20 protein-coding genes are annotated in these 22,397 nt (G+C 45.0%); 10 read left to right on the forward strand and 10 right to left on the reverse strand.

Going from position 1 to position 22,397, the window contains the following annotated elements:
• The first annotated feature begins 72 nt into the window (after window positions 1–72).
• Window positions 73–1,359, forward strand: a complete 1,287-nt coding sequence (locus L5M29_RS01865) for an acetyl-CoA hydrolase/transferase family protein (RefSeq protein WP_173245739.1) — start codon at window positions 73–75, stop codon at window positions 1,357–1,359.
• Window positions 1,360–1,965: 606 nt separating this feature from the next.
• On the opposite strand, the gene L5M29_RS01870 is transcribed toward L5M29_RS01865, so the two are convergent.
• The 3 genes from L5M29_RS01870 to L5M29_RS01880 all read right to left on the reverse strand — a co-directional run bounded on the left by L5M29_RS01870 (window position 1,966) and on the right by L5M29_RS01880 (window position 4,585).
• Window positions 1,966–2,994, reverse strand: coding sequence for a DUF4062 domain-containing protein (locus tag L5M29_RS01870; RefSeq protein ID WP_263165882.1), 1,029 nt, complete (start codon window positions 2,992–2,994; stop codon window positions 1,966–1,968).
• 422 nt (window positions 2,995–3,416) lie between these two features.
• Window positions 3,417–3,965 carry a DUF1415 domain-containing protein gene (locus L5M29_RS01875; protein ID WP_113938905.1) on the reverse strand — a complete coding sequence of 183 codons (549 nt, stop codon included), beginning with the start codon at window positions 3,963–3,965 and terminating at the stop codon, window positions 3,417–3,419.
• A gap of 26 nt (window positions 3,966–3,991) precedes the next feature.
• Entirely contained in the window at window positions 3,992–4,585 is a 594-nt protein-coding gene (locus tag L5M29_RS01880; RefSeq protein WP_113938904.1) for a LysE family translocator, read from the reverse strand.
• Between the two features lie 399 nt (window positions 4,586–4,984).
• Here L5M29_RS01880 and L5M29_RS01885 point away from each other — a divergent pair, with 399 nt between their 5' ends.
• Window positions 4,985–5,668, forward strand: a complete 684-nt coding sequence (locus L5M29_RS01885; protein WP_317633241.1) for a DUF4136 domain-containing protein — start codon at window positions 4,985–4,987, stop codon at window positions 5,666–5,668.
• A 248-nt stretch (window positions 5,669–5,916) separates the two neighbouring features.
• Here L5M29_RS01885 and L5M29_RS01890 read toward each other — a convergent pair whose 3' ends face one another.
• From L5M29_RS01890 to L5M29_RS01900, 3 genes are all read right to left on the reverse strand, one after another.
• Window positions 5,917–6,738, reverse strand: a complete 822-nt coding sequence (locus L5M29_RS01890; RefSeq protein WP_263165886.1) for a DUF2797 domain-containing protein — start codon at window positions 6,736–6,738, stop codon at window positions 5,917–5,919.
• Window positions 6,739–6,911: 173 nt separating this feature from the next.
• The gene (locus L5M29_RS01895; protein WP_263165888.1) at window positions 6,912–7,565 is read right to left on the reverse strand and encodes a DedA family protein; all 654 of its coding nucleotides are present in this window, start codon (window positions 7,563–7,565) and stop codon (window positions 6,912–6,914) included.
• A 477-nt stretch (window positions 7,566–8,042) separates the two neighbouring features.
• Window positions 8,043–8,543, reverse strand: coding sequence for a glycine cleavage system protein R (locus tag L5M29_RS01900; RefSeq protein ID WP_028760534.1), 501 nt, complete (start codon window positions 8,541–8,543; stop codon window positions 8,043–8,045).
• A 200-nt stretch (window positions 8,544–8,743) separates the two neighbouring features.
• On the opposite strand from L5M29_RS01900, the gene L5M29_RS01905 reads away from it, so the two are divergent.
• The 4 genes from L5M29_RS01905 (at window position 8,744) to phoU (ending at window position 14,353) form a co-directional block, all read left to right on the forward strand.
• A complete protein-coding gene (locus tag L5M29_RS01905; protein WP_263165890.1) occupies window positions 8,744–11,002 on the forward strand; it encodes an ABC transporter permease subunit in 2,259 nt (752 codons plus the stop codon).
• 59 nt (window positions 11,003–11,061) lie between these two features.
• On the forward strand, window positions 11,062–12,720 hold the full coding sequence (gene pstA / locus L5M29_RS01910; RefSeq protein ID WP_028760532.1) for a phosphate ABC transporter permease PstA: 1,659 nt from the start codon (window positions 11,062–11,064) through the stop codon (window positions 12,718–12,720).
• 33 nt (window positions 12,721–12,753) lie between these two features.
• A complete protein-coding gene (gene pstB / locus L5M29_RS01915; RefSeq protein ID WP_028760531.1) occupies window positions 12,754–13,572 on the forward strand; it encodes a phosphate ABC transporter ATP-binding protein PstB in 819 nt (272 codons plus the stop codon).
• Between the two features lie 70 nt (window positions 13,573–13,642).
• A complete protein-coding gene (gene phoU, locus L5M29_RS01920) occupies window positions 13,643–14,353 on the forward strand; it encodes a phosphate signaling complex protein PhoU (RefSeq protein WP_028760530.1) in 711 nt (236 codons plus the stop codon).
• Between the two features lie 558 nt (window positions 14,354–14,911).
• On the opposite strand, the gene L5M29_RS01925 is transcribed toward phoU, so the two are convergent.
• The 3 genes from L5M29_RS01925 to L5M29_RS01935 all read right to left on the reverse strand — a co-directional run bounded on the left by L5M29_RS01925 (window position 14,912) and on the right by L5M29_RS01935 (window position 16,729).
• Window positions 14,912–15,352 carry a hypothetical protein gene (locus L5M29_RS01925; protein ID WP_263163301.1) on the reverse strand — a complete coding sequence of 147 codons (441 nt, stop codon included), beginning with the start codon at window positions 15,350–15,352 and terminating at the stop codon, window positions 14,912–14,914.
• Between the two features lie 117 nt (window positions 15,353–15,469).
• Window positions 15,470–15,796 (reverse strand): hypothetical protein, encoded by a 327-nt coding sequence (locus L5M29_RS01930; protein ID WP_263165892.1) that lies wholly within the window; start codon window positions 15,794–15,796, stop codon window positions 15,470–15,472.
• A 537-nt stretch (window positions 15,797–16,333) separates the two neighbouring features.
• The gene (locus L5M29_RS01935; RefSeq protein WP_006085321.1) at window positions 16,334–16,729 is read right to left on the reverse strand and encodes a VOC family protein; all 396 of its coding nucleotides are present in this window, start codon (window positions 16,727–16,729) and stop codon (window positions 16,334–16,336) included.
• A gap of 185 nt (window positions 16,730–16,914) precedes the next feature.
• Here L5M29_RS01935 and L5M29_RS01940 point away from each other — a divergent pair, with 185 nt between their 5' ends.
• The 3 genes from L5M29_RS01940 (at window position 16,915) to L5M29_RS01950 (ending at window position 20,394) form a co-directional block, all read left to right on the forward strand.
• Window positions 16,915–17,496, forward strand: a complete 582-nt coding sequence (locus L5M29_RS01940) for a DUF502 domain-containing protein (RefSeq protein ID WP_028760527.1) — start codon at window positions 16,915–16,917, stop codon at window positions 17,494–17,496.
• Window positions 17,497–17,894: 398 nt separating this feature from the next.
• Window positions 17,895–19,871 (forward strand): BCCT family transporter, encoded by a 1,977-nt coding sequence (locus tag L5M29_RS01945; protein ID WP_105249669.1) that lies wholly within the window; start codon window positions 17,895–17,897, stop codon window positions 19,869–19,871.
• A gap of 160 nt (window positions 19,872–20,031) precedes the next feature.
• Window positions 20,032–20,394 (forward strand): YajD family HNH nuclease, encoded by a 363-nt coding sequence (locus L5M29_RS01950; protein ID WP_028760525.1) that lies wholly within the window; start codon window positions 20,032–20,034, stop codon window positions 20,392–20,394.
• A 57-nt stretch (window positions 20,395–20,451) separates the two neighbouring features.
• On the opposite strand, the gene L5M29_RS01955 is transcribed toward L5M29_RS01950, so the two are convergent.
• On the reverse strand, window positions 20,452–20,685 hold the full coding sequence (locus L5M29_RS01955; RefSeq protein ID WP_006085323.1) for a DUF1289 domain-containing protein: 234 nt from the start codon (window positions 20,683–20,685) through the stop codon (window positions 20,452–20,454).
• 164 nt (window positions 20,686–20,849) lie between these two features.
• Between L5M29_RS01955 and L5M29_RS01960 the strand changes: the two genes are divergently transcribed.
• Window positions 20,850–22,199 (forward strand): SAM-dependent methyltransferase, encoded by a 1,350-nt coding sequence (locus L5M29_RS01960; RefSeq protein ID WP_263165895.1) that lies wholly within the window; start codon window positions 20,850–20,852, stop codon window positions 22,197–22,199.
• The last annotated feature ends 198 nt before the right edge of the window (window positions 22,200–22,397 follow it).

The following is a 22,397-nucleotide window of genomic DNA, read 5'->3' on the forward strand; positions in this document are numbered from 1 at the left end:
GCTTAATTAGGATATCCCTTACACTGCCGCTAGGGCGATTGCCGCCATCATGCTTAGCGAAGGGAATTCATTATGCCTCCAATCATTTGTCATAGCGCGCTCGATGCGGTTGCTTTAATTCAAAGCGGCGAGACGCTGTGGACTCATTCCATGGGCGCCACACCGCGCATTTTATTAGATGCGTTGGCGCAGCATGCACTCACCAAAGAAAATCTCACCCTGTTACAGTTACATACTGAAGGCGCCGAATCCTTAAGCCATCCCAGTTTACAGGGGCATTTACGCCATCGATGTTTTTTCGGTGGGCTGCCAACGCGGGCATTACTGCAAAGTGGTGACGCGGATTATGTGCCGATTTTCCTGTCTGAAGTGCCTAAGTTATTTCGTTCCGGCGAGCAAAAAATTGATACCGCAATTATCCAAGTGTCGCCACCCGATAAGCATGGCATGTGTTCCTTAGGCATTTCGGTTGAAGCAACGCTCGCAGCTTGCCAAGTCGCGGGTAAGATCATCGCTCATATTAATCCACAAATGCCGCGAACCCATGGCGACAGCTTTATCCATATCGACCGTTTTGCCGCTGTGTATGAGCAGAGCGCGGCGTTGCCCATTCATTCCTTCGCGACGGGGGATGCGGTGAGTTTGGCGATCGGTAAAAATGTTGCCCAATTGGTGCGTAATGGCGATTGTTTACAAATGGGTATAGGAGCGATCCCCGATGCCGTGCTGTCTTGTTTAACCGAACATAAAGACTTAGGCGTCCACACAGAGCTATTTTCTGACGGTATATTACAACTGGTTGAAAAGGGCGTGATTAACAACAGCAAGAAGCGTTTTTATCCGGGGAAACTCGTCACAGGTTTCGCCCTGGGTAGCCAGAAATTATACGACTATGTTGATGATAATCCTGCGGTCATCTTTATGGACATAGAGCAAGTTAACGACACGGCCATTATCCGTAAAAATCCCAATGTGATGGCGATTAACTCGGCGCTGCAGGTCGACCTTTCAGGCCAAGTGTGTGCCGATTCCATTGGCACTAAAATCTATTCCGGTGTTGGCGGCCAGATGGATTTCATCCGCGGAGCAGGGTTATCTGAAGGTGGTCGTTCTGTGATTGCGCTGCCCAGCACTGCCGCGGGAGGAACGCTTTCTCGCATTGCCAGCGTGTTATCACCTGGCGCAGGGGTTGTCACCACTCGGGCCCATGTGCATTACATTGTGACCGAATACGGCGCCGCCAATCTACGCGGCCGTTCATTGCGCGAACGGGCACAAGCGCTGATCGCCATTGCTCACCCAGATTTTAGGGAACAATTAAGTCGTGATGCCTTTGAGGTGTGGGGATTAAGGGTTTAATTCTCTTTATTTATCAATGGATTTTTCTTTTAAACTTTGTTTTTTATTGATTTTCAAAGTCAAAGTCGTGGGGCTTCACCCTACACCCGACCAAGGAGGACTGCTCGTCCTATCAAAAACGTCCATGTTAAATAGCCAGCTCGATATCCCTATCTCGCGCTCAAAGCGGCCGTGGGCCTTCGCCTTTAGATGCTCCAAGACGCCCCCAACGGAGTTGAAAGCCCCTAGTGCTCATCTGCAAATCGAAGTCTTCGCTTCACATTCCTGTAAAGCAATCCAGTTCAGCAATCCTTGCCGCTCGCTCCTGCACCGCAAAAGCTAGCTTGTCATCTTTGGGCAAGACTCACGCACTCTTTATTAAATCAAGAGCTCTATTGTTTCGCGGCAACTCCAAGGGGATGGTGTATTTTTGAGGCTTAATTGTTGATTGTTCGGCATATCAGAAACAAAATCTATGCTTACTGAGCTAGTCACTTTAGTCTTTGTATCGCAATGTGCCATTATTGATCCGTAAAAGCAGGAATATAGATGAGCAAGCACGTTTAAGGACAACTACAGTTTTTTATCAGCTTATTTTATCTCACCAAAAAGCTATTAACATTTTGATTAAAAAGGAACAATAAATTCCTCTAATATTGATTTTCTTATCTCAGGATCAACTCGTTTTAAGGCTTCGAATGCCGATTGGATTTCATTAAATCCAATGGTGTTGTTTTGTAACTCAGACTCTGACCCAAGTTCAAGATACACTTTTCCTTTATCATATAGGAAACAAGTTTTTATACCATTCACAACCTTTTTAGTAATAACGAAATCATTTGTTGCAACCAAAAAATCATACCAATATTTGTGTTCTTTGGGGTCAGGAAGTTGATCGACATCCGACATTGATACGTAATGTGTGGAGAATAAATTAGCTAGCAAATTTGGGAAGCTTCTAGCTTTAGCAATCAAATCAACTTCACTAATTTTCTCTTCTGCGTGTTCAGCATCGGCTGTTCTAAGTAATACCTTAATCAGTTCTTCAGACTTTCTGGCTGCTATAGTCAGATCATCAATTAACCTATTGGTTATTCTAGCATTATCATTTCTTGTTCTTTCAGCAAGCAAGTCATACATCATACCTGCCCACTGTTTCTTCAAATATGCTTCCATATCAGAAAAATCGTTGAATGAAACAATAGCGTTGTTAAGGCTATTTTTTCTAACTTCGTCAATAAAACCAAAAATTTTGATGTTGTCTATGCTGGGGTAGGTAATTTTTTCGTAGAATTCAGGATTAGTTTTCTTGTTAGAGTTATAGGTGTAATGGTCTGAATACACAGCACTTTCAACCAAAGCGAAAACTGGAATTTTATTTTTAACCGCTTCTCGATATTCGTTGTTAGTAATTGAACCTTCCTTACCTTTATGTTCTCCACCATAGCGCCCACCTATGATTAAGATAAACAGTTGGCAAGTGGCTACTTCAGTAAGGCAAGCATCGTGGGTATGCGCATCTACACTGTAGTAAACATCACCATCATCGGATAGTACAGGCTCATAGCCTATAGTCTTAACGAAGTATTTTAAGTTTTCTCTAATATGCTTTAAGTCGTAGCATGTAGAACTTATAAAGACTCTAGGGATGGCCAATTTTTAATCCTTTAATTAGTGAATACATAAGCGAGCGAGTATAGCATTTTCAAGTTGTTACTTCAGACAGTCAATTTTTTGAATGGCCTAAGATAAAATGTCATCACAGCGTTTTTTAGAAATTTTTATATAAATTCTAAAAAACTGTAGTTAGGGTTGCATGTGGTGCGCACATTTTCTGTCCCGTTTTTCGCCTGCTATCTTTGCTTCGCGGTCAGTAGGTATACACAAAAATCCACGGAATTAAGCACTGACATGAAAGTGACCGTTGGCGGCATGGATGCCGTCGTCGAGCCCTCAGGGATGAGTTTACGGCGTGTCACTGGAGTGACAGTGCTTAATTTTTGGATACCAAGGTTAAGTGATTGCTCTACAACTTTCTATATTTACTATCTCTCTCAGTTATTTCTGAGGCGCTTAAGCTATTTCCCCATGCACTCTGCTAACAGTTTGACGAAAAAGTCGCTGCCTTTACGTTCGCAAAAGGCGATGTTACGTTCTGGGATGGTTTCGGGATCGTTGTAGTTAGCAAGGGCTAACTCCATGCTGGCTTCGCGGATGATGTGCAGGGTTGGGTAGGGCGCGCGGTTGGTGAAGTTGGCTGCCCCGTCCTGTGGTTCACCATCGAAACAATAGTCTGGGTGAAAGGTGGCGAGTTGATAAGTGCCTTCGTACTCGTGTTCGATAAGCGTATCGGTTGCCATGTCGATGAGGTCGAGATAAGCATAAAACCCCTCAAAACCACGGGGTAGAATAAACAGTGTGGTTTCGGCTTCGGGGTGGGCGTCGAGGTATTGGCATTCTTCAATCAATGCCTTGAGTACGAGTTTGACTTTAGTTTGTTCCACCACCAGATACCGAATACTGCCGCGTTCGACTTCTTGTCTGGCGAAGGGGCAAATATTGTATTTCATGATCACTTTTTTCACCCAGTCGTCGGTTTGTTGAGTGATCATGTCAATTTCGTTCATGGCGGTCGTTTGCTCGTGCTTAAAAATTAGGGGGCGATCATAGGGATGATAGACGCCACAAGCAAGAGCGCCATGCTGATATTAAAAATCTTCTGTTGACGCTCATTTTTTAAAATGCGTTTAAGGGCTACGCCAAAGCCTAGCCAGACAATAGCGCAGGGAAAGGCGACGCACAAAAATACCGTTGCGATAGTGATGACCTGCGGGGTCAAATCCTGCTGTACTGACGTGAACGTCGCAATCGCGCCCACGGCCATGATCCAGCCCTTAGGGTTGACCCATTGAAAGGCCGCGGCTTGGATAAAACTAAAGGGTTTAGCAATGGCTTTACCTTCCATCTTGCTACTGCTGTTGGCAATCAACCAAGACAGATACAAAAGGTAACCTATGCCGACGACTTTAATCACTTGATGGATGATAGGATAGCTTTGGAATAGGGCGCTCAAGCCCAAACCTATCGCGAGGATCATGGTCGGGAAGCCAAGGCTTATTCCCATAAGATGTGGAATACTGCGTTTTACGCCAAAGTTTACCCCTGAGGTCATCAGCATAATATTGTTAGGCCCAGGGGTGATACCAGATGAAAAGGCAAACAACGCGATAGCGAGTATTAACTCCATAGATAGATCCACACCTTTATTTTAGTTTTATGGCATTGTGATTATTTGCCGCATTGAGCCTGCGATTTACTCATCAGACGGTACGCAATACTGTGTTGCTATTATTTATAATTGCGACATTTGATTGCAACGCAGGCGAGGCATTCTAGCGATTAAATGTTGCCGCGCCTATACGACATAGCGAGTTTATAAACTAAAAAGAATAACAAAATATGTACATGCCTCGATGGGATTAATGGCGTGAGAATAGGGCTAGCGCAGTTTGATGGTTTTCTGTGTTAGCACGAATATCAAGATATATTGGAATATGCTGATTTAACACTATGATGGATATCAGCTTTCAGTTTTAGTAATAGCAACTATCCTTAGACAGCATTTTATAGATTGAGGTAACAGGGCATGATGAATCCATCACTACATAGTGAGCTAAGTGGAGTGCTAAATCGACAGCTCAGTCGAGTTCCTTGCTGGGCTCCCGACCGAGTGTTAAGTCGGTATTTGAGAGTGTTAATACTGCTTTTTAGCAGTGTTTTAGGTCTTACTGGGTGCGTAACTGTGACGGATAACGCGGCGCAGCCGTTGCGAACCACAATCGTGATGTCTGGCGATCTCAGTGAATTACCATCAACGGCAATGACATTTACTTGGCATCCTAAATTTCAAAAAATCATCACGGATAAACGCTTAGATCCGCAGCCAGTGTTGCAACACATGCAAGCCGTATTAAAGCAAACTTTGCAGAGTAAGGGATATCGCTGGATCGAAGATCCATTACTGGCGGATTTTCAGGTTGGCTTTGGCGTCGCTATGGGAACTGAAATGAGTGATGAACAAATTTTGGCAGTGACAGGGTTAGTCGCTGGGCTGTCAACCGACGGTGTTAATACCCAAAAGTATGACAAAGGTACCGTGGTGATAGCGCTCTTTAAACCCACTAAAATACAGGGCGTTGATGAGCCAATTTGGCGAGTGCTTGCCCAAGGTTTTGGCAACATTAAAAAGATGGATGAGCTAACCGAAAATTTCGACAGTCTCATTGCCAGTATGTTGGCCAATATGCCGTCGGTTAATGTGGCTCCTTAGTCAGCGTTTGAGCTTTAGTTCAGTTCTAAGTGAATTGAGTCAGCATTTTGGTTGGAGCATTCGCCAGATAAACGGGATTAGTGCTTAATTGAGGTGTCTTGGTCCCATGTTTGTGGTGCTAGCTCCCATTTTTGAACTGTGGAACATGGTACTTTAGTGACAGCCATCTCAATAAAGGGCGCGACAGTGAAAACTGCCGCGCTTTTTCGTTTTAATGGAGGGAAGTTCCATTTTGATTTCAGACTGTTTCAGTCGTGCTCGACTGTGATCTCGTAGGATGAAAACTTACGAATGTTAATCACGCCCGTATCAAACATTAAATACTGCCCCTTGATCCCCTGCAAAATTCCGCTGACGACCACATCTTTATCGAAATTGTGCGAAGTGATCTTCTTCGGAAAGGTGTCAATTGGATAATGAATTGGCTGAATCGTTTCGTGCAAATGCTCGATACTGTAATCGCCTTTTTGCATGCCGATTTCGTGCAACTTAGCCTCAATTTGCGGGATCAGTTCCGCAGCCTTAGCATTTAAATCAATATCGTCGGCATGGCCTTTTAACATGGCTTGCCAATGGGTTTTATCATTAACCAGTTTTGCCAATTCTACTTCGACTAAGCCTGAGAGCTGTCTTGTTGAGACTTTAAAAATCGGTAAACCTTGGGTAGCACCTTGGTCAATCCAACGGGTGGGCAGTTGAGTGTGGCGGGTAATGCCGACTTTAACGCCCGAAGTATTCGACAGATATACATAATGCGGCACAAAACAGTGGCTCTGGGCCCACTCTGGTTCGCGGCAAGTGCCTTGGTCGTAATGACAAGTTTCCGGCTTCATGATGCACATATCGCAACTCGCCAACTTTTGCATACAGACAAAACAATGGCCCTGCGAGTAACTCTTCTTGCTCTTTTTACCGCAGTTGCAGCAGAAGATATTGCCCGTGTGGGTCAAAGTTAATTGCTTGCCTATCAATGGATTGAGCGGAAGCAACTCATCACCGACAACGAGTTGATATTGCACTTGTTGCGCGTCATCTAACTGCACGCGCATCTTTTTTAGCGTTCCTAACATGGTCATCCTAATGTGTTGCGTTCTGGTGCAGCTTAGTCGCTCATCATGCGTTCTAGTGCACGCTTTCGTTATATCGTCATTGCGTGACCGTCAGTATACAAGATTATCCAAGTCAGTTTAGATAGGATTTTTCGATAAGTAAGTCGATAAGTGAGTCGATTGACTGAGTGCACCTAAACCTCTTTTGTTTTACTTAACCATTTGTACACTAAGGCAATAATACTGAAAGTAAGCAAGGCTACTGGTAAGTAAATGATTATGCTCATAAATTGTGTTTGGTATTTTGTTGCTAATTGGGTATGGCTAATGAGATACCCAAAACCAACAACGGAAAAAATCCACACCATTGAACTGATGAAGTTAATGAGTAAAAAACGACGGGAAGAAATACCCGTTGCACCTAAAATATAGGGGTAAACGGTACGAACAAAAGGAATATAACGTGCGAGTAGCAGGGTTATCACTCCATAGTTATCAATAAGGTGGGTCGCTTTTTCCTGATGTTTGATATCAATATTCGACAGCAGTTTTTGGTAAATTTGGGTATGCCCTAAAAATCGACCCTGTAAATAACCTATAGCTGTACCTGTAAAGGTTGCTAGAACCAATAACGGCATAATACCGATATGAAGAATATCTTGATAAATCAGCACTCCAGTGAGAAAGAGTAGGCTATCTCCGGGTAAAAATGCGGTGGGAATAAAGCCATTTTCTAACACTAAAAAGCCACAAATTAACGCGCTGACCATGAGGGCGATTTTAGGATTGGCTAAAACCGCCAGATCATTGTGTATCATGGCTTGGGCCAGTTCGTATAACTGCTCCATACGTACTACTCCCTAAAATAATTGATAAAACATAAAGATGGAAAAGCTCGAAAGCAGCAAAGTGGTCATTCTGAACCGGAGCTATGGTGTTTCGTGGGTTATTCTACCAAGGGAGCATGAATCGAAAGGCAGTTACAACATTAAATTTTGTTGGTGTTAGTGTATTTATGATTCAGTAATCGGGTTTTGTGGGCTTTTTATAGTAAAAATATTAAACATTATTATATGGTTAATAAATTTTAAATGATGACATCAACTTACAAACCCACTTGCCTGATTCCTATGCGCATTCTAACGATTCCAACTATTCAGCATTGATTACACTGGCTTAACTTAATTTGAACACCTTGCCGCGAATATCGGTTTTTAAGCATTGTTTTAAGCGCTCTTAAAGTGCTGTTTGAAAGTGCCATTGCGAGTGCACTCTCTAAATGTGTTGGCGTGCCAAGTGTTACATCTCAGTAAAAGTAAACAAGATTAACGGCTTAATCTATCGAGCACGAGATCATCCCCAAGAGCATAGAGGGATTCAACTAATTGATCTTCTTGTGCGAGATCTGTGAGTCCAAGGCCAATGGTCGCCCGAAACAAAGCTATGCCTGTGTGGCCTGCGGTTTCATATTGACTACTAAACTGCTCGATATTGATGCCAATTGCATTGATTTTGTTAGATATATCGAGCACAAGTCCGGGTCTGTCATAGGCCACTAGGTTGTAACTTAAGCGTTTGATGGGCTTAAGGGCGACCGAGGTTTTGGAGTAGGTGAGGGACAGGCTATCGATGCATTCTAGGGCCTCAATAAGCTCATCCATGCGCAGTGACGGCACTTCGAGTAACAATATCGCGGCAAAGACACCGTCAATATGGCGTAATTCTGAGTCGAGCCAGTTGCCGCCATGACGACTCACAGCATGGGCGATTTGTTCTACTAATCCTTTTCTATCAGGTGCTTGTAGTGTGATTAAGTATCGTAGCATAGTGACTGACTCCTATTTTTTGTAAAAGGCACCTGTTTTAAAACGGGGTGTAACACAACTGTCATCTTTGCGTCATATAATCCAACGCACTTAGAATAAAGGATGTTGTTATTGCTCAGTTTACGTTCAAACAGTGTAAGCATAGCACTCGGCAAATCCTAGCGAAAAAACTCGCTAGCTATTAATAATAGAGGTTCTTAATGGAAAGTCAGGTCACTCAACCTGGTTCTGCATCGCACAGTATGCTTAAAGGCGGACGCTCGAATCGCAGGGCATTTAAGGATAAAGCGGCGCAAATCAGCGTCACTATCGGCGGCACTATGGTATTTGTCGCCTTATTGTTGATCTTCTTTTATCTGTTGTATGTGATTAAACCCATTTTCGACAGTGCTGATGTCACACCTGTTAAGAGTGTGAGTTATCAACACGCGGATGTGCCGACCTTAATGGTGGGTGCTGAAGAGCAAAATGAGGTGATGTACCGTGTGGCCGTTGATGGCCAAGTGGACTTCTATACTGTTGCCGACGGTAGCTTACTTTCTAGCTTTACTCCGACGTTACCAGCGGGTGTTACCGTCACCAGCGCCGCCGTTGCTGTACCGAGCGAACAACGTTTTGCGCTGGGATTAAGTAATGGTCAGGTCATAGTGGCGGGCCTAGAGTTTGGTTTAACGTACCCCAATAACAAACGTTTAATCACACCTAAACTGCGTTATCCCGCAGGTGAAACCCCCATAACAGTCGATGAGACGGGCAGCGCGATTCATAAGCTGACCTTCACTTATAGCTCAGACAAAATGAGTTTTGCTTATCAAGATGAGAGTGGTGTTTGGCGCCTCACTCGTCTCGAAGGGCAAGAGAACATGATGACTGAAGAAGTGGAGTGGGTTTCTACGACGTCACAAATTCAAGATGCGCCGAAGAAAGTCTCCCACGAGCTGATGACGCCCGATCAACGTCAATTGATGTTGCAAACTGGCAATAAAATTTTCGTGTACGACATCCGTGATACTGACAGCTTAGATCTGCTGCAGGTGATTGATGTTGAACGTGCTAAGGCACAAGTCAATAACGTGGCTTTGCTGGCGGGGGCGAGTTCATTACTGGTCAGTTATGACACAGGTATTGTGGCGCAGTACTTCCAAGTTAATGGTGAAAAAGGGCGTTTATATCAAGAGATTCGTCAGTTTGATGACTTACCGCCCATCAGCTCGATTGCCTCTGAGTTTTATCGTAAGAGTTTTGCGACAGTGAGCCCTGAGGGTGAGCTAACACTACTTTATACCACGAGTCATCGTGAACTGTTTGATGCAAAGTTTGACCTTAAAAATCCCGGTAAAATGGGCTTTACCCCACGCTCAAACGGCATAGTCGTTGAGGCGGACAAAAAGCTGCATATCTTCAGTGTGGAAAACTCCCACCCAGAAGTGTCATGGAGCGCTATGTGGGACAAGGTGTGGTATGAAGGTTATCCAGAGCCTAAATATGTATGGCAATCGACCTCAGGTTCTGACGATTTCGAAGCTAAGTTGAGCTTAATGCCATTGGCCTACGGCACAATGAAAGCGGCATTTTATGCCATGTTATTTGCCGTGCCTTTATCCGTTGCTGGTGCGATTTACACGGCTTACTTTATGTCGCCTAAGGTGCGCGGTTTCGTGAAACCGACCATTGAAATCATGGAAGCATTACCAACGGTGATTTTAGGCTTCTTGGCGGGTCTGTGGTTAGCGCCACTGATTGAAGAGCATCTCCCCGGCATTTTAATTCTACTGATCTTATTGCCGACCTCGATACTCACGTCTGCCTATGGCTGGAGCAGGTTGCCGGGTAAGTGGAAACAACGTTTACCCGAAGTGTACCAAGAGCTGATGTTGATCCCTGTGGTCTGTTTCGTGGGTTGGTTCTCTTTTGCGGTCAGCCCAATCATCGAAGTGGCGCTGTTTGATGGTAATACCCGTCAATTCATCACTAACGAACTGGGGATCACCTTCGACCAACGTAACGCGCTGGTGGTTGGTATTGCCATGGGCTTTGCGGTGATCCCAACGATTTTCTCCATCGCTGAAGATGCCATTTTCTCTGTACCGCGTCATTTATCTAACGGCAGCTTAGCCTTAGGTGCGACGCCTTGGCAGACATTGACACGCGTGGTGTTGTTAACCGCCAGTCCGGGAATTTTCTCGGCCATTATGATGGGCCTTGGCCGCGCCGTTGGCGAGACCATGATCGTACTGATGGCCACTGGTAACACTGCCATCATGGAATGGAGTGTGTTCGAAGGGATGCGAACCTTGGCGGCAAACATTGCGGTTGAAATGCCTGAATCGGCTATCGGTAGCTCGCATTATCGTGTGCTCTTCCTTGCTGCGTTCGTACTATTCATCTTTACATTCTTCTTTAACACCATTGCAGAAGTGGTGAGACAGCGTCTACGTGAACGCTATAGCTCGCTGTAACGGGGATAAGACAATGACATTAAATACTATTTCGCCAGTGACCTTGAGAGGTTTGTGCAATGGGTAAGTGGGTAAAATCAGGCTCGCCATGGATATGGATGACGGGCGGTGCTGTGAGCATCAGTTTGATTGCCGTCTTAGGCTTATTATTGTTAATCGCATGGCGCGGCTTAAGTTACTTTTGGCCTGCAACTGTTTACCAGTGGGAGCTTGAAGATAACACGGGTGTACGTTCGACCTTAATTGGTGAGGTTTACGATAGGGAAGAAGTACCGACTGAGCGTTTGATTGCTGCTGGCCATGTGTTTAAGCAACATCCGGGCGAGTTTGTGACCCGTTACTTAGTGAAAACCGGTAACCGTGAATTTGTGGGTTTGGATTTCCGCTGGATATTAGGTACGGACATTGTTAGTCGTTCTGTGCCAAGCGAGGTCGCACTGATCGAGCGGGCTAAAAACGGTAACTTCTACGGTTATCCGATAGCCGTGATTGAAAATGGCAAGCGTCTTGATTTAGTGAATGATGCGATTGAATCCTCCTTAATGGAGCACATCGAACGCGCTGTTGCCTTATCGGACAAAGCGGTTGATTTGCAGAAGCAAGATATTGGCTCGATTAACTACGCCATTGAAAAATTGCGTTTGCAGGAGCGTCGTTTCGAGCTAGATGGGGAACTGACCGACAGTATTAAAGCTGAGTTGGTCGCCAAGAGAGCTCAACTGCAAGAAGATTACTTAGTGCTTGAGAAAGCGTTATTTGCCCTGCGTGATGATGCGGCGCGTGACTCGGTTATTGTCCGAGATATGCGCGGCGAAGAAGTTGAACTAAAGCTCGATACCGTTCTCGATGTGACCTATGTGAATCACTTAGGACTCATAGGAAAAATTGGTAAGTGGTTTGTCGGTATTGGACGCTTTATGAGTGACGATCCGCGTGAAGCCAACACTGAGGGTGGCGTGTTCCCCGCGATTTTCGGCACTGTGTTTATGGTGATGTTGATGGCGGTTATCGTGACGCCATTTGGCGTGGTCGCGGCGGTTTATCTACATGAATATGCTAAGAAAGGCCCTATTACTAAGATGATCCGTATTGCGGTAATCAACTTAGCGGGTGTGCCCTCGATTGTGTATGGTGTATTCGGTTTAGGTTTCTTCGTGTACATGATGGGCGGTTCCATCGACCAATTGTTTTACGCTGAAGCTTTGCCGGCTCCTACCTTTGGTTCACCAGGGGTGATTTGGTCGGCATTAACCCTCGCGATTTTGACACTGCCAGTGGTTATAGTGTCGACTGAAGAAGGGTTAAGTCGTATTCCAAGCGCGGTGCGTCAAGGTAGTTTGGCATTGGGCGCGACTAAGGCTGAAACCCTGTGGCGGATTGTGATCCCGATGGCGAGTCCAGCGATCATGACGGGTTTGATTTTAGCGGTCGCTCGTGCTGCCGGTGAAGTGGCACCGCTGATGTTGGTGGGTGTCGTTAAATTAGCGCCAACTTTACCACTGGACTTTAACTTCCCGTTTGTGCATTTAGAACGTAAGTTCATGCACTTAGGGTTCCATATATATGATGTGGGCTTCCAGAGTCCTAACGTTGAAGCGGCACGTCCTCTGGTGTATGCGACCTCTTTCTTGCTGGTGTCTGTGATTGTGGCACTCAACTTGACGGCCATTAGCGTGCGTAACCACTTACGTGAAAAATATCGTTCGCTTGAGCACTAATCAGCGATTATCCTGAAAGTATTAGGACTAAATATGATTTCTATAGATTCGACAGCAATGAAAACCAATAACTTTGATTTAGCTAACTTAAGCCAGAACGACACCGCGCTGGAGATCCGTAACTTAGATTTGCGCTATGGCGATAAGCAAGCGCTGTTTAATGTATCGATGAAGATCCCCAAGAAGCAAGTCACTGCCTTTATCGGCCCCAGTGGTTGTGGTAAATCGACACTATTGCGCTGTATTAACCGCATGAATGACTTAGTTGATAATTGTCATATTGGCGGCGAGATATTGCTGCACGGCCAGAATATTTACGACAAGAAAATCGACGTCGCGGCCCTGCGCCGTAATGTCGGTATGGTGTTCCAACGCCCAAATCCTTTCCCTAAGTCGATTTACGAAAACGTTGTTTATGGCTTGAGATTGCAAGGGCTGAATAACCGTCGTGAACTCGACGAAGCGGCTGAGCGTTCATTGCGCGGCGCGGCGATTTGGGACGAAGTTAAAGACAGATTGCACGATAACGCCTTTGGTTTGTCTGGCGGTCAACAGCAACGACTGGTGATTGCCCGTGCGATAGCCATTGAGCCAGAAGTGCTATTACTCGACGAACCAACATCGGCACTCGATCCGATTTCGACGCTGACGATTGAAGAGTTAATCACTGAGCTTAAGACGAAATACACTGTGGTTATCGTGACTCACAACATGCAACAGGCGGCGCGGGTATCGGATCAAACGGCCTTTATGTATATGGGTGAATTAGTTGAATATGCTGATACTAATACGATTTTCACCACGCCGAAAAAACGTAAGACTGAAGATTACATCACAGGACGTTACGGTTAATCGCTTGAGTATCGGATAATGCCACCACGGCTTGGTATGGGTCAACAGTTAAGTAACAGGTTGGAACGCAATGGAAAACATGAATTTAAGTAAGCACATTTCGGGTCAGTTCACCGCTGAGCTGGATGATATCCGTAATCGAGTGCTCGCCATGGGTGGCTTGGTTGAACGTCAGCTAGAGCAAGCGATTGATGCCTTAAGCGCCCTCGATGCCGAGTTAGCCCAGCGGGTGATTGCAGGCGATCATAAGGTCAATGCGATGGAAGTCTCCATTGACGAAGAATGCACGCGTATTATTGCTAAGCGTCAACCTGCGGCCAGTGATTTACGCTTGATTATCGCTATTTCAAAAACCATCGCCGATCTTGAGCGTATTGGTGATGCCTGTGTGCGGATTGCAAAAGCAGCATTAGATAAACGTTTGAATAATCAGCAGCCTTTGTTAGTTAGCATTGAAAATATGGGGCGTCATGCGACTCGGATGTTGCATGCGACTTTAGATGCCTTGGCCCGTATGGATGCCGATACCGCGTTAGAGCTGCATAAAGAAGATGCTAAGCTTGACCGTGAATATGAAGGCATTATTCGCCAGTTAATGACCTATATGATGGAAGATCCGCGTTCAATCCCAGACATACTCGACGTATTATGGGCTGCACGCGCAGTAGAGCGTGTCGGTGACCGTTGTAAAAATATTTGTGAATACATAATCTACTACGTGAAAGGCAAAGACGTTCGCCATACTTCCTACGAAGATATGGAAAAGGACATGAAAGGCTAACACAAGTATTAGTCTGCTATTGTAATGCCATTCGCTGAATACAACGCTCCGCAGTCTCTGTGGAGCGTTTTGCTTTTAGGGCTTTTAAATGCGGCTTTATAAATGCCGACTGCTTTTATAGACTGATTTGACAGTACTAATAGCAATGATGAGTCAATTCGATTTGGTAAAAACGCATTGGAAAATTCTGCAGGCGAGTATAGCTGAGTGAACTGTCATTTTAGTTGCTAGGCGTTGGCTGGTATCCACACATATAGGCTTGCCATGGTACTTACTCACCGACACGCAGCAAGTCCATCTTTGGATGCTCGACCGCCACGTCCATGGGGCGGACGGTCGTCTCGCTAATCACCATGGCTCACCTTTTGTGCATTCGTGTAATCTGTAGATTTAAAAGACATACGCAACACACTTTTGGACATTTTTGAGTTAAAGCCTTAACTCGAACTCGTCAGTTCCGGATTAAAATTTCTATGGATAACGCCTCGCTAACGGGTGCTAAATTGTTTGCTAAAATTAGCGCAAGCCAACTGTTTTGCGTCCATTTTAAGCGACTTGTTATAAGCCATTTGCCACTTTAAGGTAGGACTTAGTACCAATACCAACCTGTGCCCAAACTTTACGTTTGTGATCGCCAAGGTTATCGTATTGTTCGTCCATGTCCCAGAGAGTAACTATTTGTTCAGGGAAAATATACTCCGACTCATTAAACGAGTGACTCTCCGATTCATTAGCGGAAATTGCATTAAACAAAGTTATACCTTCAACATCAAATGCGTCGATACCACCAAACATAAGTTGGTAATTATCGTTTTGAGATACACCGATAAAGTCTACTAAATCGTTTTCAAATTCAATTTGAAGGCAACTATCAAAATAGAAATCGCTAGCCCCATCGGACAAAGTAAAAAAAGCAGCGAATAGCACTTTGACTTGTTTTCTAGACATTCCAAGTTTGATGGGCCCAATTCCATCATGAGGCTTAATTAAAAACTCCATACCTTCCTATGGCTTATAACGCCTAAAACACTAGCTTGGTGAAGTTGGCGGCTTTTTGGGAACAAAAAAGGTGACTGCTTTACCAAGTCCGAGTGCTTTGACTTGTTATGAGCTTGACTAACGCACACGAATATTGTCTAGCTCTGATTTATAAAGTTCTTTGCCATTTTCTATTAGTGACAGCTCAATACTCAAATCGGATAAACCCTCCTCAGAGGTGTAGATTGGTGCAACTACACTCCATTCTCTTGGGCTACTATTTTTTACTTCTACGATGTCTAGTTTCAGGTTGTCTGGATACGAAACCAGCTGATAACCGTATTCTAAAATCGTCTCACAAATTTCATTTGAAGACATACGAGATCCGTTGGTAAATCGCTCTAATTCATCATAATTTTCACTTAATAGAAGTGAGTAGATATGTCTAATAGTTTGCTCAATCATGCTTACTGATGGCTCATAACGTCTTAGTATTTATGCGCTGTGCTGTTTGCAGGGCATAAATCGCTTGTTGGACTTGGCCGCTGCCACATCCGAGTCAATTGGTAAAATGATGCTATAGGAATTTGCTTTTTTGCGGTAGCAGTTTTTTATACAGTTTGATGGGTAATCACTTGATATCGTTTTAGCTTTATTATTTCTCTCGCTTATTTTTTGCTGATGAATTGTGATCTAATGACTCAAAATTCTAAGGAATACGCCATCCCCTCGGAGTTGCCGCAGGGCGAATAGAGCTCTTGATTTAATAAAGAGTGCGTGAGTTCGGTCATGGATGACCGACTAGCTTTAGCTGGTGCAGGGACGCATCCTTCGGAAGCGATAGCAATTTGGGCTATGAGCACAAGGGGCTTTCAACTCCGTTAGGGGCGTCTTGGAGCATCCAAGGAGGATATGACGAGCAGTCCTCCTTGGTCGGGTGTGGGGTGAAGCCCCACGACTTTGACTTTGATTAAAAAATTCAAATGAAGTTTTTAACTTCGCTTATCCCGTGCAGGCGGGCAGATATTCTGATAACTCAAGCAGGTTACAATCTGGGTCGCGGATATAGACAGAGTTTATCCGGCCTGTGGCACCGGTTCGTAGCACTGGGCCTTCAATGATTTCAATCTGAAGTGCGTTTAAATGGGCGATCACTTCTTCTATGTTGTGGCTGACCACAAAACACAGATCGGCACTGCCGGGTGTGGCTGCTGCGGCTTTAGGTTCAAATTCTGCCCCCGCTTGGTGCAAGTTAATCTTTTGGTCGCCAAAACTTAACGCAATACGCTGATTGCCAAATACCACTTTTTTCATCCCGAGCACGGTTTGATAAAATTCGACACTGACGGCGATGTCTTTTACGGTTAAGACCAAATGATCTAAGCGGGTTACGCGCATTTTACTTTCCTTAGAATTGTTCAGAGTGGGCTCTGAATTTGAACGCTGTCTCTATGCTTGAGACTATTACTGCCAGATACCTTACATCATGTGCTGGTGCAAAAGTGACTCTGTGGTAGCATTTGTGGCGTTTTTTGCGTAAATATTTTATGCCTTCTATATCCCTATGACTGAATGAGAGTGTGATGAAAAAAACCTTAGCCCGCGGCTTAATGAATCTATTACCTATGGCCTTGAGTTTGTGGCTATTTTGGTCGTTGTTTGTATCGTTAGATGGTTTAGGAATTGTAATTTTAGAGTTGGTAGGGATTAACCAACACTTTGTCGGCGCGGGATTTATGCTGGTGGTGGCATTAGTTTTTGCGGTGGGCCTGCTGTTTTCGGTCAGCCCGATTGTGTGGCTTTATGGTTGGCTTGAGCGCCAGTTGATGCGTTTCCCATTGTTTAAATCGGTTTATGGCAGTATCCGTGATATCGCCTCTTTGATGAATCGTGATGGTAAGCCAACAAGCCAAAAGACAGTGTTAGTGAAACAGGCGAATGGCAGTTTTGTGGTGGGCTTTATTATGACGGATACGCCGCCGCAGCCCTTGTTAGATGCGTTGCCTGAGGGCGATTGGGTGCCTGTGTTGTTCCAATTGAGCTATCAAATGGCGGGCGTGACGAGCTTAGTTAAGCGGGATGATTTAATTATGGTTGATTGGTCGTTTGAGGAGGCGATGCGCTTCAATTTAACTGCTGGCATTTCGCAGTCACCGACTAAGTAATCAGATGAAGGTTTGTGCGTTTTAGCGTTTAAAATTAAATTTGATGATTTTTGTGGTATAATTTTTTGGCGACCAATATGGTCGCCATTTTTTATGCTGAATATTCTAGTAATATATTTGTTTTATGCTAAAGGTGGGTGTTAGCTGCCTTAGTGGTGTTAATTCTGTTTATCCATCAATCATTGGCTTAAAAAAGTCGAGTGTTGTTAATCCCGTTGTTCAGATCCTGTCGCGTTTAGCCATAGCGAGTCGTTTCAATGATCTTTGGGATTTCCCCCATACTGGTCATAGATGAGCCACGCAGTATTAACCAAATTTTAAGTATAAGTTTTGTCCTATCTCGCCGTTGGTATGTTGAGATATTTGGAGTGTGAACCCGCTAGAAATAGGGAGAGTCAATGTCAATCAAGTCTAGTATTAATCCGCCGGTATTTTATTCGTCGGTCTTTTTCATCATCTTGATGGTGATGATTTGCGCAGTATGGCCCACAGAGGCAAACACCTTTTTTAGATCAATGCAGTCATGGATAGAAATGAAAGCTGGTTGGCTTTACATTCTAAGTGTGGCGTTTTTCCTGATTTTTATCATATTTGTCATGGTCAGTCGCTTCGGCGATATCAAACTAGGACCAGATCATTCAGTGCCTGACTACAGCTATAAAAGCTGGATCGCCATGTTGTTTTCGGCGGGTATGGGCATAGGTTTGATGTTTTTTGGGGTAGCCGAACCTGTGATGCACTATCTGGCGCCGCCGGATGCAACTCCAGAGAGTCTTATTGCCGCAAAAGAGGCAATGAAGATCACTTTCTTCCATTGGGGACTGCATGCTTGGGCGATTTACGCTGTGGTGGCATTGAGTCTGGCCTATTTCTCTTATCGACATAAGTTACCGTTATTGCCGCGAAGTGCGCTTTATCCCTTAATTGGTGAACGCATCTATGGTCCTATTGGCCATACAGTGGATACCTTTGCTGTGCTTGGCACTATGTTTGGGGTGGCGACATCACTGGGCTTTGGGGTGTTGCAGGTCAATTCTGGGTTGAGTTATTTATTCGAAGGCTTACCCAATAATGCTGTAGTGCAGGTGTGTTTGATTATCGGCATTACTTTATTGGCGACATTATCGGTATTTTCTGGTCTCGATAAAGGCGTGAAACGCTTAAGCGAACTCAATCTGGGTCTCGCGATTATTTTATTGCTTATCGTCTTGATCCTTGGCCCTACGGTTATGCTGTTGCAGGCTTTTGTGCAGAATACCGGTAGTTACTTAAGTGATTTAGTGGGCAAAACCTTTAACTTGTACGCTTATGAACATAAGGAAGATTGGCTCGGAGGCTGGACCTTGCTCTATTGGGGCTGGTGGATTTCATGGTCTCCTTTTGTCGGTACCTTTATTGCGCGTGTGAGTCGCGGCCGTACCATCCGTGAGTTTTTAATTGGTGTGTTATTTGTACCATCGGCGCTGACCTTCCTATGGATGACAGTATTTGGTAATACGGCGATTGATTCAATTATGAATCACGGCGCGACCTATCTTGCCGAGGCGGTGAATACCGATGTGTCAGTGGCCTTGTTTGTGTTTTTCGAGCACATGCCGTTTCCTACGTTACTTTCTGGGATTGCGATTTGTTTAGTCGTCACTTTCTTTGTGACCTCGTCGGATTCGGGATCCTTAGTGATTGATAATCTAACCTCGGGCGGCGATAACAATGCCCCCGTATGGCAGAGGATCTTTTGGGCACTGTTGCAAGGGGTCGTTGCTTCGGTATTGTTGTTAGCGGGTGGGTTACAGGCGCTGCAAACGGCGGCAATCGCCAGTGCTATGCCGTTCTTAGTGGTGATGCTATTCATGTGTCTGGGCTTATTTAAAGCCCTGAAAAATGATTGGCTGAAGATTAATAGCGTGCAGTTACATAATACCAGTGTGCAATACGCCAAAACTAATATGAGCTGGGAAGAGCGTATTGGGGTTTTAGTCTCGCATCCTACCCATGAAGAAGCGCAAGTGTTCTTGAATAATGTGGCTACGCCCGCTTTGTCTAAGGTGTGCCAACACTTTATGGCGAAAGGCATAGTGGCCGATCTTGAATACTTAGATGGCCGCGTGCGATTAGTGATCAGCAATGAGGTGAATTTGCCCTTTGTTTACGGTGTACGAACGCGTTGTTTTGACATCACTAACCCAATAGGGACTGAAATCGAGCAGGGCAATACCTTGTATTACCGCGCCGAAGTGTACCTTGAACAAGGTGGTCAGCATTACGATGTGATGGGTTATACCGAAGAGCAAATCCTCGCGGATGTGGTGACTCAGTATGAAAAATACTTACACTATTTGCATCTGTCGAATGCCGATCATGCCCACGTAAGCTAAGTAACGTAAGTAAACTAAGCCAGTAACCTAGGTCGGCTTAGCCATTTACGTCTACAAATCGTGCACCATTAACCCGTAAAGTGCGGGATATATTGCCCCAAGTGATAACTCGGATTATCCTTGGGGCAATTTTTTTAGGGTTTGTTTTAGGGATTACACTATGTCATCAGTGCCAGGCCAGAGTAAGTTAGATAAAGTATTAGCCGATGCGCGGGAGTACAAAGCTAAGCGTGAGAGCGGTTACCGTGAGCAGGCGTTAAAACTCTATCCTTGGGTGTGTGGCCGCTGTACCCGCGAATTTACCCCAAAAAACTTAAGTGAACTGACTGTGCATCATAGGGATCATAACCACGATAACAACCCGTCAGACGGTTCAAACTGGGAATTATTATGTCTTTATTGCCACGATAACGAACATTCTCGCTTTGAAGAATTGATCCGTTACGGTAGCACCACAGAAACCAAGCAAGCGGCGGCGACCTACAATCCCTTTGCTGACTTGAAATCAATGCTGAAAAAATAGTTTTGTAGGCTGTTAGCAGGATGAGCTTGCGCAGAGGGTGGCGTTAGCGGATGGGGTTTAGTCCTTGTCGGTTAAACGCGCTTCGGCAGCTAACCATTTATCACGACTTAAAATATGCTGGTTTTCACTGCCTTCAAATAAGGCTTTGCGGGCGGGAAGTTGCTGACAAATGGCCGCCTGTTGCGCTTCGCTACTCGTGCGCCAACTGACAATTTCATCGATATGTCGAAAACAGCCCATGCAGTAGTCTTCATCATTTAAACCGCAGCGTGCGACGCAAGGTGAAAGCATGTGTGTCCTTTGGAGCCTTATGGCTAGTTAACCGAGTCTTCTCAGTTAACGTTATGGTTGAGTGTTTAAAGGCCGCGATACTAACATTTTTTCGCATAAAGTCATCCGTAGGGCTGATTCGCTCAGCCTAATACGAGACAAGTATTTTTTACACTGGGCATGACGTGAACCAAGATAATCTGCAGCAACAATTCACTTACTCACAGCAATTTAGCAAGCTTAATCAGTTGCTTGAAAAGAGTGCTGCCCTGTGGCAAGTGCGTGCATTTGAAGTGAACGCTTTGCCTTGGGCACAGGATTTTCCGCTGTTGGCCGAAGCTGTGTGGGCGCTGGCTGATGATGAGCTTGATGGACTCGATGCCGAGCAATCTTTACTGGTTAAGACGTTGTCACCGGCATTAAACCGCGATCTTAGGGCATTAGGCCAAGATTGGGACTTGTCATTGCTTACCACTGCCATTGCTGATATTGCAATTACCGATACCACAAAGGTAGATAAAGCGCAGGACCGCGGTTTGTCCTTTGATGATGAGGCGCACTTTAGTGCTCACATTAAAGGCCGAAAATGGCAGCAAATTACCGCCTTTGTACAGCATTTACCCCAGCTTAATTTACCCGTATTGGAATGGTGTGCGGGTAAAGGGCATTTGGGCCGCTTGATTGCTAAAGCTCGCGGCGCCGAAGTGGTGAGCTTAGAATGGCAAGCGCCATTATGTGAAGCAGGGCAGGCTTTTGCTGATAAGTGGCAGTTATCGCAAACCTTTATTTGCGCCGATGCCTTTGCTATTGGCGCTGAGCACAGGGCTATAGCCACTGTCGAAACACCAGTTGAACATCCCTCAGCAGCGAATCCGTTAACAACTCATCCCTTAACTGCTCAGCAGCAAGCAGTTGCTTTGCATGCCTGCGGAGATTTGCATGTTCGGCTGTTAACGCTGGCGGCCGAGGCGGGCACGCAGGCATTGGCGATTTCTCCCTGTTGCTATCATTTAATTCAAGCGAGCCATTATCAGCCGTTATCGACTCTTGCTCAGCAGAGCAGCCTAAAGCTCAGTCGCCATGATTTACAGTTACCGCTGCAGCAGAGTGTGATAGCTAATCCCAAACAGCAGGCGCTACGCCATCAAGAAATCGCGTGGCGCTTAGGCTTTGATGCACTGCAACGTGAATGTCGACAAATCGACGAATATTTGCCTTTACCCTCGTTAAAACAGAGTCAATTGAGCGGCAGTTTTACGGATTTTTGCCTGTGGGCGGCGCAGACGAAGGCCGTTAATTTTGCGAAAAACAGGGATTTTGAAGCTTGGCTTGATGTTGGGCGACAAAGACAACAATTAACTCGCCGTATCGATTTAGTCGCGCATTTATTTCGCAGCGCACTGGAGCAGTGGCTCATCTTAGATCGCGCTTGTTTTTTGCAGGAACAAGGATATGGTGTTTGCGTGGGTGAATTTTGTGCAAACAGCGTTACACCAAGAAATACGCTGATTTTAGCGCAAAAAATGGCGGTATAATTTTGCGCGTCTAAAAATATGCTGTACTGTGATGTTTTTTATGAATTATTTCTATATTAGCGCATTTAAGTTTAGTGATAGTGAATTCAGGGCCGTCGTGTTTGGAACCTGCGCTGTGAGACAAGTCTTACACTCAAGATGGTTTTTTATTGAATCATCGGGCTTTTCTTGTTCAAATGTCGCATTAATGACGAATAA

The sequence above is a fragment of the Shewanella sp. SM95 genome (assembly GCF_025653595.1).
GTDB lineage: Bacteria > Pseudomonadota > Gammaproteobacteria > Enterobacterales > Shewanellaceae > Shewanella > Shewanella oncorhynchi.